Genomic DNA, 14,971 nt, shown 5'->3' on the forward strand with positions numbered 1-14,971 from the left:
ACCCTCCTGTTTTTTAAGCACACATCAAAGCTTCAAAAGTTTCTTCTGGCATATAAGTGCCATAAATCCTGTCGGCTTTTTCGCCGCAATAAACTTCCATCCATTCGATCGAACGTTTGCCACCGTAAGCTTTTTGAACAGCAGCATCTACAACTGCTTTCATTGCTGGTGTAATATCCACACCAATACCATCACCTTCAATGAAAGGAATGATAGGGTGATTTGGAACATTCAGTGACAGGTCTGCATTCACTGTGATTTTGTCACCATCTGCAGGAACCACGATCTTCTGATAACCCATTGTACAGGTTCTCCCTCATGTAGCTGGCGATTAATGTATCCCTTGTTTTTTATGGCATACTTTGATTTTTTACTTCCTAATTCAGTGTAATTCAATCTTGTATCTTTTTAGATTTATATGAGAAATAATAACATTTCTCAGTAAAATAAAAGCATACATTTACCAAATACCCCATACTCTTAAAGTAGTATTTTTATATGAAAATTGTCGTATTTAACAAACCTTTTGACGTGCTGTCACAGTTCCGTGAGGATGAAGCCCATCTCACGCTTTCCCATTTTATCCACGATCCTGATTTGCGTCTTGCAGGTCGCCTTGACCTTGATTCTGAAGGACTCATGTTCCTGACTGATCATGGCGGGTTAAACCAGTACATTACCAATCCAGCCAACAAGAAATACAAGACTTATCTGGCTCAGGTGGATGGTGATGTCACTGAGGAAGCGCTTGAACAGCTGCGTAAAGGTGTAGAACTGGCAGATGGCATGACCTTGCCCGCCAAGGCCATTAAAGTGGATCAACCAGAATGGTTATGGGATCGCGATCCACCTGTACGCTACCGTGCCAATATCCCGACCAGCTGGATTGAGTTACAAATTTGTGAAGGGCGTAACCGTCAGGTTCGCCGTATGACAGCGGCGGTTGGCTTTCCAACTTTGCGTCTGATACGTACCAAAATTGGTGCCATTGATTTAGTGCGTCTGGGTTTACAGCCAGGTGAACAAACCGATATTGAACCGCTGCTTTATCCAGATTTTAAAGACCTGCCTGAAGATCAGCCCTACCGTTCTCGTTCCTATGTCAAAAAACCTGGCGGTACGGGTGGCAAGCCAATGCAGCATAAAAAGAAAGAGGGTGATAAAAAAGACGGTGACAAGAAAAAGTCTGGGACTAAACGCATCTGGCAAATGGATGAAAGTGAAAAACCGCGTCGCAAGACCAATGGTACAACACGTCCAAGTACCAAAGCGCCTCGTGGCCGTAACCGTAATGGCCGTTAAGATTTAATATTTGTTAGGTTAGTCATAAAGCCCTCTTCAAAGCCCCATAAAAAAAGCTAGTACCGAGGTACTAGCTTTTTATCAACACCAACTCAAAGTAGGGTCTGTTGATATTTCTAAACAGTTGCAAGCGCTGCATTGAATGTTTCACTTGGACGCATCACGGCATTCACTTTTGCTGGATCAGCGGCATAGTAGCCACCAATGTCAGCCGCTTTGCCCTGTACTTGAGAGAATTCAGCCACAATCTTCTGTTCATTCTCAGCCAGTGTTTTCGCCAGTGGGGTGAACTGCGCCTTTAACTCAGCATCTTCATCCTGTGCAGCAAGCGCCTCAGCCCAGTACCACGCCAAATAGAAGTGGCTACCACGGTTGTCCAGCTCACCAGTACGACGTGATGGAGACTTGTCATTATCCAGTAACTTGCCTGTTGCCTGATCTAAAGTCTTGGCAAGCAATTTTGCACGCGCATTATCTTCTTTAATACCAAGCTCTTCCAGAGAGACAGCCAGCGCAAGGAACTCACCCAATGAATCCCAGCGCAAATGGTTCTCTTCCACTAACTGCTGAACGTGTTTTGGTGCTGAACCACCCGCACCTGTTTCGTACATACCGCCGCCAGCCATTAACGGAACGATAGACAACATCTTCGCAGAAGTACCCAGTTCCATAATTGGGAACAGGTCAGTCAGGTAGTCACGCAGGATGTTACCCGTCACGGAAATCGTGTCTAAACCACGCGCCACACGCTCAAGCGTATAACGCATTGCACGCACCTGAGACATAATCTGGATATCCAGACCATCGGTATCATGCTCTTTCAGGTATTTTTCGACTTTCTTGATCAGTTCATTTTCGTGCGGACGGTATGGGTCAAGCCAGAAAATCGCTGGCATGCCAGAGCTACGCGCACGTGTCACCGCAAGTTTTACCCAGTCACGAATCGGCGCATCTTTCACCTGACACATACGCCAGATATCACCCTGCTCAACATTCTGGGTCATTAACACTTCACCTGTATCAAGGTCAGTGATGTTGGCAATGCCCGCTTCTGGAATCTCGAAAGTCTTGTCGTGTGAACCGTATTCTTCCGCTTTTTGTGCCATCAAGCCCACATTTGGCACAGTCCCCATGGTTTTCGGGTCAAAGTTGCCATTCCACTTACAGAAATTGATCATTTCCTGATAGATACGTGCGAAAGTTGATTCTGGCATCACCGCTTTACAGTCGTAAGGCTTGCCATCAGCACCCCACATTTTACCACCACCGCGAATCATTGCAGGCATGGATGCATCGACAATCACGTCATTCGGAGAGTGGAAGTTATCAATGCCTTTGGCGGAGTCAACCATTGCCAGACGAGGACGATGTTCCTGACAGGCGTGTAAATCTTCAATAATTTCTTCACGAAGCGAGGTTGGCAAGGTTGCGATCTTTTCATACAGGCCTGCCATACCGTTATTGACGTTAATACCCAACTCGTCAAATAACTTGCCATGTTTTTCAAATGCATCTTTATAGTAGATCTTGACACAGTGACCAAACACGATGGGATGCGACACTTTCATCATGGTCGCTTTTACATGCAGTGAGAACAGGATGCCTGCTTCACGGCAGTCTTCCAGTTGCTTCTCATAGAATTCACACAGCGCTTTTTTGCTCATGAACATTGAGTCGATGATTTCGCCATCCTGCAACGCCACTTTTGGCTTCAAGACAATGGTTTCACCCGTTTTGGTGATCAATTCCATTTTCACGTTACGTGCATGGTCCAGTGTCATCGACTTTTCACCATGATAGAAGTCACCCTCTTCCATGTGTGAAACGTGGGTTTGTGACCACTGTTTCCATTCGCTCATTGAATGTGGATGCTTTCTGGCATAGTTCTTTACCGCAGCAGGCGCACGACGGTCAGAGTTCCCTTCACGCAACACTGGGTTTACGGCTGAACCGAGACATTTACCATAGCGGTCTTTAATTGCCTTTTCTTCCTCAGTCACTGGATTCTCTGGATAATCAGGAATCGCATAGCCTTTTGACTGAAGTTCCTTGATGCATGCCACCAACTGAGCAACCGAAGCACTGATATTTGGAAGTTTAATGATGTTCGTATCTGGATCCTGCGTGAGACGTCCAAGCTCCGCAAGGTTATTGGTCACTTTCTGCTCGTCGCGTAGGTAGTCCGAAAATTCTGCGAGCACGCGCGCGGCTACAGAGATGTCACTTTTAACGATCTCAATGCCAGCTGGCTTGGTAAAGGTCTCAATGATCGGCAGTAGAGAGTAGGTCGCCAGTAGTGGCGCCTCATCAGTCAGTGTGTAAATGATTTTTGACTTTCCACCAGCCATATATAGCCCCTTGTGTTAAATGTTAGTTGTGAAGAACCAAGCTTTTGGCCCAGTCTTTGAGAACCGATGTGCTTAAATAAAACCACTGAGAGTATCGGCCCTCGTCGCATCTCAGTCAACGCAATATCGAGTGATAACGACATTTCGAAAAAAAATACTACAAAACTCTATAAAAGTTGCAGCTATGTTTAGCCACCTCACATGAAGTTTTGGCTTTTCAAACACAAAACCGTTTCAGCTTAAATAAGAGCTTTAAATTTACCATTTCGCAAACAAATGAACATAGTGCCTTAGTATGAGTACGACACTAACAAAGTTTAATGAACAACATATGACGTTGGTCGGGGGATTAAACTTTCAACCAACGATCAAGTTTATTCTGATCTTCAACTTTTAACTCAACAGTGGTCAGTGCATTTTCTCCACCTGAAATTTCAAACTGCAACAGCTCATCACGGCGGAAAGCATAAACCGTAAACGTTCCCTGCTGTTTTGCATATTTCGCCAGAAGCTTTTCTGATGCTTTAATACCATCAATCGCAAGGATCACGTCATTGGCAGACAGTCCAGCTTTTGCAGCAGCACTGTCACGGCGAACTTGCTGAATCACCACACCCTCAGCCTTATCCACGGTTTTTAAACCAAATGGCAGCGCCTTATCATTTTTCAGGCTATAACTTAAACCAAACTCAGGCAAGAGCTGGTCCAGTGGCAACTCATCGGTGGTATTGATTAAATGATTGATTTGCTCAATCCAGTTATCCCCTGTCAATTCATTGCAAAATTCAAAAATGGTGCGTTCATTGACCTGAATCCCCTTTTGGGTATTTTCATATAAACGGCGCATCAGGGCATCAAGGTTTGAACCACGCAAACGTAGCCCCAAGTCCAGGCAAAGCGCCACTAGACTGCCTTTGTTGTAGTAACTGGTGCCTGCATTGTTTGAGTTTTCATCCTGACGATAGAACTTGATCCATGCATCAAAACTGGATTCCGAAACAGACTGGATCAAACGTCCTGGATTTTGCAAATAGCGGTCAATCTGCGCCTTTAATAAATCCAGATAGGATTTCTGCGAAATCACACCACTACGCAACAAAATCAGGTCATCATAATAAGAAGTAAAGCCTTCAAATATCCAGAGTAAGCTGGTGTAGCCCTCTTTGTGCAAATCATAATGGGCAAAATTTTCAGGGCGTATAAATTTCACCAGCCATGAATGGAAATATTCATGGCTACATAAACCCAGAAAACGTTGATAGTCTTTGGAAGGTTCCTGTGTTTCATTCTCTTTCGGCAAGTCATCACGCGGGGTGATCAGGCTGGTACTGTTGCAATGTTCCAGACCACCATAACTATTGCCCGTTGCCATGGTCATAAAAGTATAGTTTTGAAATGGTGCTGAACCGAACAGATTAATTTCAGCCTGACAAATCTTCTCAATATCTGCCTGTAAACGATCCAAATTGGTATTGTGCTTGCCTGAAATCACAAACTCATGTGGAATACCATTGGCTTGAAAGCTAAAACGGCTTTGTTCAGCCAGCTCAAATGGACTGTCAATCAGTTGGTCATAATTCTCCGCTTTTAGAGTAAAGCGTCCCTTGACCAGACTTTTACTTGGCAGCCCCGTGGCAATCTGGAAATGCTTGAGTTCATCAGGCAGGAAAATTTCAACCTCACAAGGTGACTGTTCCTGATCTTGCAGACCTAAACAGACACAGGCAGGATTGACATACAAACGGGTTTGATCGACATACGCCCCACGCACCGATAAATCATAGGCATAGACATCATACTCAACCGTAATCAGTTCATGGTCGTTATTGAACAAACGCCAGCGGTTTTTCTCGGTTTTTTTAATGCTGAGCAGACGCCCTGCTTCATCAGAAGCCTGAACCGATTCAATATGTTTTGAGAACTCACGGATGAGGTAACTGCCTGGAATCCAGGTCGGCAACCATAGCTCCTGATTGGGATTGGCAAGGAAACGCAAGGTCACATGAATAAGGTGTTGGCGATAATCGTCGAACTCAATTTGATAGTGCAACATAGCTTTAGATCGTAAAAATAAGACTCACTTCGCACAGCTTAGCATTTTTTTACAAAGTCATGCGCAGATGTCTTAATTGTCTGCAAAAGTTTGGGGGCTGTTGTCACTTTATCTATGGTTGCGACAGTGGACATTTTTTAGGCGATACAAGGCATGACTTGTGAAATTTAGTCATTCTAAATAAACAAGGCATAACGTAGTAGCGACAAAAAATGTCCCTGTCCCAAAGGGTTGTGGCTAAAATTCCCTCATACTTCGTTATGAAACTTGGCAAGGGAATAGCCATTCCCTGCGTTTCACGCCTCGTCTGATGAAATTTTAGCCTACAACGCAATTCATATATAAAATGTCAACAGCCCCTAGATTCTTCAACAAAAAAGTCATAGCATGCTTTTTTTCGCATTCCATGCCACTGGATCGGCAGCACAAGGTGTTTACGTGAAATTTATCCTCTCCGTGTTTACGTTATTTAGCTTAATCTGTACCCATCTCGCTCATGCCAATTTACTGAATATTGCACCTGAATCGGTAGAGGCGCAGGCATGGTCAATTATGGATGCCCAGTCAGGTCAGGTCATTGCTGAACATAATAGCCACGTACAACGTGCCCCAGCCTCATTGACCAAAATGATGGTGGCCTACATTACCCTCAAGGAAATTGAAGCTGGAAAATTGCGTAAGGAAGAGGTACTGACGGCTACGCCTGTGGTGAGTACCGTGATGTGGGACGAGTCGCAAATGTACCTGAAAGCGGGTGAGCAGATTTCAATTGACCAGCTCCTCGCAGGTTTAATTGTGATGTCTGCCAACGATGCCGCCGTCACCCTTGCGGAAAAGATTTCAGGCAGTGTGCCTGAGTTTGTTGCCCGCATGAATCGGGAAGCACAGGCCTTGGGAATGAAAGATACCCATTTCAGCAATCCTGCTGGTATCACCATGACTGACCATTATTCAACTGCGGCAGATCTAGGCTTGCTGGCAAAGGCCATCGTCAAGCAAACACCTGAATATCTACATTATTCAAAAATGCCAAGCTTTAGCTATAACCAGCGTTTTCACCATGCCACCAATTTTGCATTAAAGCTTGACCCTACGGCGGATGGTTTAAAAACAGGTTATACCAAGGCTGCTGGCTATAATCTGGCCTTGACTGCGGAACGTCCAACCTTTAATCCACATGTTGATAAACGCCGTTTAATTGTAGTGGTGTTGGGTACACCCAGTGCGGTGAAACGTGCCGAAGTCGCGCACAAGCTGATGGACCTGGCCTATACCTATACCCGTGATGAGGAAGTCATTCCAAAGCAAAGACTGATTGCTGAACTGCCTGTGATTAAATCAACCCTAAAAATGTTTAAGGTCGAAACCAAGCAACCAACTATTGTGACGACATCGCTATATGATCAAGCAACACCAATTGACTTGAATAGTTTTGATTTGTTAACTCAGCGCATCCATCTGGTTGATGCAAACCAGCAGGTCAGCACAGTTGAACCACTGCAAACCACCAATACCCATATCAACATTGAATTAAATGAACAGCATTTGACTGCTCCTTTAACCCAGGTCATGAACTTGGCAACGGTGTCGATTTATCAAAATAACCAGTTGATTCGTAGTTTGCAAATTGAGAATGATGTACAGATTGAAGAAGCCAACATTTTTCAAAAAATTATGATCTGGTTTTCTAATTTATTCAGCTTTTTCTCAATAAATGACACTAAAAATCCAAAACTCTACCCACTAAATCAGGGTTAAAAAAAACCTACTTTTTCTATAAAGATTACTAATACAATATTGAAAAAAGGATGGCATAATCCTGCCATCCTTTCACAAAAAATTAGGTTAATCATGAGTAAAACCTTACATCATATCGTGATTGTAGGCGGTGGCGCAGGTGGTTTGGAACTTGCGACACAACTGGGTGAACGTTTTGGCAGGAAAAAGAAAGCCAGAATCACACTGGTTGACCAAAACCTGACCCACATCTGGAAGCCCCTGCTCCACGAAATTGCTGCTGGCTCCCTCAATCCCCACGAAGAACAGACTAACTACTTTGCCCACGCAGAAAAGCACCATTTTGAGTTCGTGCTTGGCACCCTGCTGGATGTCAACAAGGATCAAAAGCAGATTACCCTCTCTCCTCCCCAGCTTTCCAAAGAACACACACCACTGATTCAAAAGTTGGGTTACGATACTCTGGTGATTGCGGTAGGTTCTGTCTCCAACGATTTTGGCATCGAGGGGGTACGTGAATATTGTCACTTCCTTGACAGTCGCCAACAGGCGGATATTTTCCAGCAGGATTTACTCCACCTCTACATTGAGGCACAAAACCATTCCACTGAACGTGCCCTCAACATCGGTATTGTTGGTGCGGGTGCCACAGGTGTGGAACTGGCGGCGGAACTGATCGAAACCACCAAAAACTTCTATCGTTATGGCTTAAAGAAAATTGATCCGAAGCAGGTCAAAATTACATTGATTGAAGCATCTGACCGTATCCTGCCTGCATTGAATGAAAAAACCGCAGCACATAGTGCCAAGCAACTCAGAAAAATGGGCATCGAGATTCTGACTGAGCATAAGGTGCAAAAAGTCGATAAATCTAATGTCTATTTTAGCAATGGGAAAATCCTGCATTCTGATATTACCGTGTGGGCGGCAGGGGTAAAGGCACCCAAAGTTTTAGAATCATTTACAGATTTTAAACGTGACAAGATCAATCGGTTAATGGTTTACGCAACGCTTCAAACGCATTCTGATCCAAATGTATTTGCCTTTGGTGACTGCGCCAACTGTCAGCTGGATGCCCGTCAGCCACCGCTTGGCCCACGTGCACAGGTTGCCAGCCAGCAGGCAACTTTTCTGGTGGATGCGATGGCGGCCCGTTTATCAGGCTCACCACAACCCATGTTCACCTTTAACGACAAGGGATCGCTGGTTTCATTGAGCCGTAATCAGGCGGTGGGAGAATTGCTTGGCGATGTCAGCGTACAGGGATTTATTGCCAAAACCATGTATGTATCGCTATACCGACTGCATCAGGCCAATATTCATGGCTACACTCAGGCTGGGGCACTCACCGTCAAAGATTTTCTGACTCGTCGTGTACGTCCAAAAATTAAACTGTATTGAGTTGAAATTTTAAATTTCGCTCCTATTTATAACTAAATCGTTTCAAAAAGTGGAAAATAGTCAACAAAAACTATTTTTCACTTTATGATATACAGCTAAAACTATTGATGACATGGATTCAAAACATGACTGCTATTGCAAATAACCACGTGGTTTCATTCCACTACACTTTAACAAACGCTGAGGGTGAAACACTTGATCAATCTCAAGGTGAACCACTTGCATATTTGCACGGCGCAGGCAACATCATTCCTGGTTTAGAAAATGCACTGCTTGGTAAAACAGTAGGCGAAAAATTTACTGTAACTGTTCCAGCTGCAGAAGGTTATGGCGAATATAACCCAGACCTCGTACAAGAAGTTCCAGCACAAATGTTCCAGGGCGTGGATAATATCCAGCCTGGTATGCAATTCCAAGCTCAAACTGATGATGGCGTTCAAATCGTAACGGTTAAGGCCATTGAAGGCGACAACGTGATCGTTGACGCAAACTTCCCACTTGCTGGTCAAGACCTGACTTTTGAAGTTGAAATCATGGAAATTCGTGATGCATCTCAAGAAGAGCTTGATCATGGTCACGTTCATGGTGCAGGTGGTCACCAGCACTAATTCATTTTTAAATGAATTGTTTAAGGCAAAGCTTCGGCTTTGCTTTTTTATTGGCTGATACTTTTATAAAATAGAAAAATCGCTTAACTTTAATAGGACTCTCTTCTCTTGATATTCTGTCTATGTCCCATTCTTATCAACTGATCTGGTTCCGTCAGGACCTTAGAATCCATGATCATGCTGCACTTTGGCACGCAACGCAGGCTGGCCAGTGTATTGCGCTGGTGATTCTGTCACCTGAACAATGGCAACAACATGACGATGCCCCCATCAAGATCGAGTTTTATCTGCGTCAGCTACAACAATTAAAACAGCAGCTTAATACCCTTAATATCCCATTAATCATCCAGCATATTCCTCTATGGAAAGATGTAGGTAATTTTTTTACGGAACTTCTCCAGCGAATAAATATCGAAAATGTCTACGCCAATATTGAGCTGGGTGTAAATGAACTAAAGCGTGACCATGATGTACAGAAAGTATTAAACCAGCAGCAAAAAGAACTAATCCTGTTTCATGACCGTACACTGTTTCCTGTGCGTTCCATTCGCAACCAGTCCAACCTGCCCTATCAGGTTTTTGGGGCATTCAAGAAAACCTGTTATCAGCGTTTACAACATGGATTGCCCCAGTGTTATCCATTGCCTGACGCTCAGCAACCGATTGTAGAGGATTTTTCATTTTTTAACCAAGCCAACCTGACCATCCTACAACAAGCCTATGCTTCAACGCTTGAGCAAAACATGATTGATCATTGGCCAGTTGGAGAGACATACGCCTTAGATTTATTAGATGAGTTTGTAAGGAAAAGGTTGAATCACTATAAACAAGCACGAGACTTCCCAGCACAAGTTGGCACCAGTCAACTTTCAGCCTACCTGAACATTGGTATTCTCTCCATCCGCCAGTGTATTCAGGCACTGTTTAGGCAACAGCATGGTGATTTTGTCATCCAGTCTGAAAGCCAGCAGGTGTGGCTGGATGAGCTGTTATGGCGCGAGTTTTATCAGCATATCCTGTTTGATTTTCCGCAGGTTTCAAGACATCTTCCCTTTAAATCCTCAACACAGAATATCCCGTGGCGTGATGACCCAATTGCGCTGGAACAGTGGCAACAGGGAAACACGGGCATTCCAATTGTAGATGCAGGTATGTGTCAGTTACTGGCAACAGGCTGGATGCATAATCGGGTGCGGATGATCTGCGCCATGTTTTTAAGCAAAAACCTGCTCATCGACTGGCGTAAAGGTGAGCAATGGTTTATGCAGCATTTGGTTGATGGCGACCTGGCTGCAAACAATGGTGGCTGGCAATGGTGTGCCTCCACAGGCACTGATGCGGTTCCCTATTTTCGGGTATTCAACCCAATCAGCCAATCATTAAAATTTGATCCGAACGGCGACTACATTCGTCAATGGGTACCTGAACTCGCTGATTTGGATGCAAAAACCATACATGAACCTTATGCCCATACCAAAATTCAGAATCTAGACTACCCTATGCCAATCGTGGAATTAAAGTCCAGCCGCACCCAGGCAATTGAGACGTTTAAGACATATTTATAGCCATTTTATAGCCATTTAATGGCTACTGCCGAGATAAACCCGTTATATTTGTTAAGACATCTGTTTAGCCAGACCAAGCTGTATGTTATTGTTTACACAATTAAATTATAAATTAAGGGTATAGACTAACATATCTATTCTGCTAGTCTAAAGCCTAAATAAAAATGTTAAACCATTCACATATTATAACGAAGTCCCCCGTTATCTTATCGTTAAAATAAGTTATTTTATAGCGAATTAAGTTGATGAATCATTGATAGAATTTTCATAAAAATGATTTTCCATAATAAAGCTGGGACTTGTTTCATTATTTTTATAAGAGCCGAATTATGTCTTTTTCTCATCATGCAGAACCTCATGTCATGCAACGCTCAGGCTGGTTACGTGCCGCCGTGCTTGGTGCAAATGATGGCATCATCTCCGTGACCAGTTTGATTATGGGTATGGCTGCCAGTGGTGCCAGTTCACATACATTGTTAATTACCTGTATTGCAGGGCTGATCTCTGGGGCAACCTCAATGGCTGCTGGAGAATATATTTCCGTTAAGTCACAGGAGGATATTGAAAAGTCAGACCTGCGTTTTGAAGCCAGAGAGCTTGAAAAGAATCCCCATGCGGAACTTGGTGAACTCACTCAGATTTATATTTCACGTGGTTTAAACCCTGAACTGGCACATGAAGTTGCCAAACAGTTGACTGAACATGATGCGCTGGGTGCACATGCCCGAGATGAAATTGGCATCCATGAAAATACTGCTGCCAATCCAGTTCAGGCAGCACTTTCTTCTGCCGCCTCCTTTTCATGCGGTGCGGCTCTTCCCATGCTGGCCATCCTACTCAGTCCAGATGCTTTTATTTCACATGCCGTTTTGGTGACAGGCATTATTTCATTAGGAATTTTAGGCGCGCTTTCCAGCTATTTTGCACATACCTCAATACTCAAAGGCAGTCTGCGTATTATGTTATGGGGCATTTTAGCGATGGCTTTCTCAAGCTGGGTCGGTTCTCTATTTAATGTCACAACCATTTAAAACCATTATTTTTTACGGAATAAATATTGTGTATATTCCATAATTAAATACTGGTTATTATTTGCAAGGTTTTTTGTTTTTGCGTTATGGTGACTAAAAGCAAAGTGAGCATATAATGATGTCAATCCTAGAATTACTAGAAATAAAACACCCTATTTTTCTTGCACCTATGGCAGGTGTATCAACGCCTGAACTGGCCGCTGAAGTTTCTAACCAAGGCGCGTTTGGTTCTTTGGGACTGGGGGCAAATACACCAGAAACAGCGAAAGCTGAGATTTTAAAAACACAGACACTTACAGACAAACCCTTTCAGGTCAATTTCTTTTGTCATCAACCTGAACGACTTGACCAGCAAAAAGCCCAACAATGGATTGAATATATACGACCTCAGTTTGCCAAGTTTGGTGCTGAGCCACCGTCCGAATTACGCTGTATTTATCCAAGCTTTTTAGATAATGATGATTTCCTGAATGTTGTACTTGAAACTCGCCCCAAAGCTGTGAGTTTTCATTTTGGTATTCCACACCCTCGCCAGATTCAGGCACTCAAAGATGCGGGTATTGTCACTCTGGTTTCTGCCACCAACCTGATTGAGGCACAGCAGATTGAAGCGGCAGGAATCGACATTATTATTGCTCAAGGGATTGAAGCTGGAGGACATCGGGGTATTTTCAATCAAACTTTTGATGCTGCCATTAAAACCAGTGATCTCGTACAACTCATTTCAACACATTGTAAATTACCTGTCGTAGCTGCTGGCGGTATTATGAATGGTGATCAAGCAAAATCGATGTTGAAATTAGGTGCTGCTGCTGTTCAATTGGGTACAGCATTTGTGCAATGTAAAAGTTCGAGTGCGAACGCATCCTATCGAAAAGCTTTATTCAGTCAATCTATTACACAAATCAGTTCAAGCTTATCAGGTCGTCCAGCCCGTGGACTGCTGGGCACATGGCACACCCAGATTGATGCACCCAACCGCCCAGCATTACCTGAGTATCCATATACCTATGACTTAACCAAGCAATTGATCAGTGTTGCCAGTCAGCACAATGATCATGGTTATGGTGCATTTTGGGCTGGCATGAATGTGGGGCAGATTCGGGAACTGGAAGCAGCCGACCTGATTAATCAACTGGTTTTAGAAATAAAAACCCTTTAAAACGTTTTAATTAAAAAACCCGTTCAATTGAACGGGTTTTCCACTTTATGCTTTAAATTTTACCAACCAAAACCAACGCCTACACCACCCGAACTTTCTTCCTTGGTAAATGCGCCACCAATGGTGAGTGAGGTATTATCATTAATAATCCGTTGATAGCCAATTGACACCGCCTGTTCCTGTCCCTGAAAGCCAGCACCCACACCGACACGATTTTGTCCTTTGACACTGGCAGCACTACTTGACATATTCATCATCGCAGCAGTCATGGCACCTTGGCGGTTAAAACGTTCATCCACTTTATGGAAGCGCTGTTCTGTTTCCATACGATAATCATTAAACGCGCTATTTAAGGCATTTACACGCTCATTGGTATAGTTATTGGTCGATTTTTCTGCTGCTTTTAGCTGTTGATAGTTGACTGCATCGGTATCTTCAACGGCATTCGCCACATGGATGATTTGGCGTTCTTTGCCTTTTGCTCCAACTGATACCGTATTGTCACGATCCGATGCAGAATCATTACCCAATACCACTGCATTTTTGGCTTGAGTATCGACATTATTGCCCAGCACAAAGGTATGATCACCCGTGACTTTATTGTCATTACCCACAACATAACTACCGTTTCCAGATACCGTATTTGGATCACCAAAGGCACCAGAACCATTACCTGAAACCTGATTACCCACACCTACAGCAGTTGAGCGATGACCTGTCACTACGGTATTTGCTCCAATTGCAACCGAGTTTTCACCTGTTGCCGAAGCAGCTTGGGCATCAGTCACTTCATTCACCTGAACAAACTGGTTACTGGCTGTAAGTTGAGTTTGCACATCTGCGATTTTGCTATCTGTATAACCATTTGCAGTAGAAAGTACCGATGCAGTTTGCTGATCGGTATAATCTTTCGCACCACTTAAAGAAGATGCCGCTTTTTGATCTGTGTAGCTTTTTGCATCATTAAGTGCAGATGCAGTTTGTTGATCAGTATAGGCTTTGCCATCGGCAGCTTTCTGGTCTGCATAATTTTTTGCGCTGTTTAGTGTCGATGCAGTTTGCTGATCTGTGTAGGCTTTACCATCAGCAGCTTTTTGGTCTGTATAGCTTTTTGCATCATTTAAGGTTGAGGTGGTTTTCTGGTCGGTATAGCCTTTTGCATTATTTAATGCAGTGGTTGTTTGTTGATCTGCATAATTTTTTGCATCATTTAAATTAGATACAGCTTGCTGGTCTGTATGTGTTTTTAAATCTGATACAGAGGTTTTAATTGCGCCTAATTGTTGATCAACTGCAATGAATGCATCACTTACTGTATTTTTAGCTTTTCCTTGGATTGTAAAAATTGGATTTGTGAATACACCATTGTTCCATGCCGCACCACCACCTAATGCCTGAACCAACGCAGTATTAGTCGTATCAACACGTGTATTTAAGGTAGTGACTTCATTGCCAATTCGGGTATCCACACCATCTATACGGGTGTTAATCGTATTTGCGCTGGTTGTGATTGCTGTATTTAAAGTATCAACTTCTGTTGTCACCCGATCACTCAATGTTGTGACACTGGTATTGGTCGCATGTAACTGTTTACCTGTCACTGCATCTTTAGACGTTGCATCTAATGTTGCATCTTGCAAACCTGTAAGCTTCGTACCGTTTGTACCTACCAAAGTAATTGTGTCTTTGGTTGCTGAATCATAGATCACTGCATTTGCTGCAAGATTCCCTGTATTGGTTTTTAACAGTGCAATGTCATTTGTG

At 43.5% G+C, this 14,971-nt stretch carries 10 protein-coding genes and 1 pseudogene; 7 read left to right on the forward strand and 4 right to left on the reverse strand.

All coding sequences use genetic code 11. From position 1 onward, the window contains the following. Positions 1-25: 25 nt before the first annotated feature. Positions 26-301, reverse strand: a pseudogene (locus tag F973_RS00645) (NADP-dependent isocitrate dehydrogenase); the annotation flags it as partial. 197 nt (positions 302-498) lie between these two features. On the opposite strand from F973_RS00645, the gene F973_RS00650 reads away from it, so the two are divergent. Beyond that, positions 499-1,302, forward strand: coding sequence for an rRNA large subunit pseudouridine synthase E (locus F973_RS00650; RefSeq protein WP_004674740.1), 804 nt, complete (start codon positions 499-501; stop codon positions 1,300-1,302). A 116-nt stretch (positions 1,303-1,418) separates the two neighbouring features. On the opposite strand, the gene F973_RS00655 is transcribed toward F973_RS00650, so the two are convergent. Together F973_RS00655 and F973_RS00660 are read right to left on the reverse strand one after the other, a co-directional pair. Then, positions 1,419-3,650, reverse strand: coding sequence for an NADP-dependent isocitrate dehydrogenase (locus tag F973_RS00655; protein WP_004674743.1), 2,232 nt, complete (start codon positions 3,648-3,650; stop codon positions 1,419-1,421). A 349-nt stretch (positions 3,651-3,999) separates the two neighbouring features. Then, positions 4,000-5,703 carry a M61 family metallopeptidase gene (locus F973_RS00660; RefSeq protein WP_004681381.1) on the reverse strand — a complete coding sequence of 568 codons (1,704 nt, stop codon included), beginning with the start codon at positions 5,701-5,703 and terminating at the stop codon, positions 4,000-4,002. Between the two features lie 438 nt (positions 5,704-6,141). Here F973_RS00660 and F973_RS00665 point away from each other — a divergent pair, with 438 nt between their 5' ends. The 6 genes from F973_RS00665 to F973_RS00690 all read left to right on the forward strand — a co-directional run bounded on the left by F973_RS00665 (position 6,142) and on the right by F973_RS00690 (position 13,207). Beyond that, the gene (locus F973_RS00665) at positions 6,142-7,461 is read left to right on the forward strand and encodes a D-alanyl-D-alanine carboxypeptidase PBP6B (protein ID WP_034432056.1); all 1,320 of its coding nucleotides are present in this window, start codon (positions 6,142-6,144) and stop codon (positions 7,459-7,461) included. 93 nt (positions 7,462-7,554) lie between these two features. Further along, entirely contained in the window at positions 7,555-8,841 is a 1,287-nt protein-coding gene (locus F973_RS00670) for an NAD(P)/FAD-dependent oxidoreductase (protein WP_004758736.1), read from the forward strand. A gap of 125 nt (positions 8,842-8,966) precedes the next feature. Then, positions 8,967-9,449, forward strand: a complete 483-nt coding sequence (locus tag F973_RS00675; RefSeq protein ID WP_004674749.1) for an FKBP-type peptidyl-prolyl cis-trans isomerase — start codon at positions 8,967-8,969, stop codon at positions 9,447-9,449. A gap of 122 nt (positions 9,450-9,571) precedes the next feature. Next, the gene (locus F973_RS00680; RefSeq protein WP_004758737.1) at positions 9,572-11,014 is read left to right on the forward strand and encodes a cryptochrome/photolyase family protein; all 1,443 of its coding nucleotides are present in this window, start codon (positions 9,572-9,574) and stop codon (positions 11,012-11,014) included. Between the two features lie 329 nt (positions 11,015-11,343). Continuing rightward, positions 11,344-12,045 (forward strand): VIT1/CCC1 transporter family protein, encoded by a 702-nt coding sequence (locus F973_RS00685; RefSeq protein WP_004674757.1) that lies wholly within the window; start codon positions 11,344-11,346, stop codon positions 12,043-12,045. A 118-nt stretch (positions 12,046-12,163) separates the two neighbouring features. Continuing rightward, positions 12,164-13,207 (forward strand): NAD(P)H-dependent flavin oxidoreductase, encoded by a 1,044-nt coding sequence (locus F973_RS00690; RefSeq protein ID WP_034432045.1) that lies wholly within the window; start codon positions 12,164-12,166, stop codon positions 13,205-13,207. A gap of 59 nt (positions 13,208-13,266) precedes the next feature. Here F973_RS00690 and F973_RS00695 read toward each other — a convergent pair. Beyond that, a partial coding sequence (locus F973_RS00695) for a YadA family autotransporter adhesin (RefSeq protein WP_004758743.1) occupies positions 13,267-14,971 on the reverse strand: 1,705 nt, incomplete at its 5' end.

It is taken from the genome of Acinetobacter sp. CIP 102129, from assembly GCF_000368305.1.
In the GTDB taxonomy this organism is placed as follows: Bacteria; Pseudomonadota; Gammaproteobacteria; order Pseudomonadales; family Moraxellaceae; genus Acinetobacter; species Acinetobacter parvus.

Bases quoted from the DNA above. Each gene is read 5' to 3' on its own strand.
- F973_RS00675 (WP_004674749.1), top strand. From the start codon at position 8,967: ATGACTGCTATTGCAAATAACCACGTGGTTTCATTCCACTACACTTTA.
- F973_RS00690 (WP_034432045.1), top strand. From the start codon at position 12,164: ATGTCAATCCTAGAATTACTAGAAATAAAACACCCTATTTTTCTTGCA.
- F973_RS00685 (WP_004674757.1), top strand. From the start codon at position 11,344: ATGTCTTTTTCTCATCATGCAGAACCTCATGTCATGCAACGCTCAGGC.
- F973_RS00680 (WP_004758737.1), top strand. From the start codon at position 9,572: ATGTCCCATTCTTATCAACTGATCTGGTTCCGTCAGGACCTTAGAATC.
- F973_RS00655 (WP_004674743.1), bottom strand. From the start codon at position 3,650: ATGGCTGGTGGAAAGTCAAAAATCATTTACACACTGACTGATGAGGCG.
- F973_RS00650 (WP_004674740.1), top strand. From the start codon at position 499: ATGAAAATTGTCGTATTTAACAAACCTTTTGACGTGCTGTCACAGTTC.
- F973_RS00660 (WP_004681381.1), bottom strand. From the start codon at position 5,703: ATGTTGCACTATCAAATTGAGTTCGACGATTATCGCCAACACCTTATT.
- F973_RS00670 (WP_004758736.1), top strand. From the start codon at position 7,555: ATGAGTAAAACCTTACATCATATCGTGATTGTAGGCGGTGGCGCAGGT.